Raw genomic sequence first — 891 nt, forward strand, 5'->3', positions numbered from 1 at the left:
AAAATACTCGTCTGTACGAGTTAATGCAACAACTCGTCTGTACGAGTTTGCATCCGTGGATGAACGTCAGAAAAATGCGGATTCTTCCTACTCTGACCTAAGATGTTTTCCTTCGTCCGCATGGACAAACCCCTACCCTGCCCTTAAGGTTCGGGGTTTTGAGCACCGTCGGCACAGAGTCCAGCCATGAGCAAATACAACCAGATCTACAGCGATTTGCTTGCCAGCATCACTACCCAGCGCCTGGAGCGCGGCGCCCGGCTGCCTTCCGAAACCGAACTGATGGACACCTATCAGGCCAGCCGCGGCACGGTGCGCAAGGCCATCGACCAGTTGCAAGAGCGCGGTTTCGCTCAGAAGATTCATGGCAAAGGCGCGTTCGTGCTGTCGACCAACCCGATCGAATTCCAGCTCGGCGGCATCGTCAGCTTCCAGGAGACCCACCCGCGACTGGGCAACGACGTCAGCACCGAAGTGGTCGAGATGTGTCAGGTGCCGCTGGAAGGTGCATTGCTTGAACATATCAATGCCGAACCCGGCAGCCCGATCACCCGGATCAAGCGGGTACGGCGCATCGACGGCAAACGCGTCATCCTCGACATCAACCACTTCGTCAGCGACGTCATCCCCGATCTGTCAGCAGACATCGCCGAACATTCGATCTACGCCCACATCGAACAGACCCTGCAACTGCAGATCGCCTACGCTCAGCGCACCATCGAAGCCGTGCCGTCCAGCAAGGACGACCAACAACACCTGGACCTCGACGGCCAGAGCCATGTCATCGTGGTCAGCAACCAGACCTTCCTGCAGGACGGCCGCCAGTTCGAATACACCGAATCGCGGCATACGCTGGACAAGTTCTATTTTTCGGATGTGGCGCGGCGCTGA

Annotated in this window: 1 protein-coding gene; it reads left to right on the plus strand. The window is 57.6% G+C overall.

The genetic code is table 11. The features are described from left to right. The first annotated feature begins 186 nt into the window (after positions 1-186). A complete protein-coding gene (treR, locus tag D6877_RS14810; protein ID WP_016773346.1) occupies positions 187-891 on the plus strand; it encodes a trehalose operon repressor in 705 nt (234 codons plus the stop codon).

It is taken from the genome of Pseudomonas sp. Sample_9 (assembly GCF_004307535.1).
Classification (GTDB): domain Bacteria; phylum Pseudomonadota; class Gammaproteobacteria; order Pseudomonadales; family Pseudomonadaceae; genus Aquipseudomonas; species Aquipseudomonas mercuritolerans.

What these genes read in the sequence shown, in the direction of transcription:
- treR (WP_016773346.1), top strand. Translation starts at nt 187, where the DNA reads ATGAGCAAATACAACCAGATCTACAGCGATTTGCTTGCCAGCATCACT.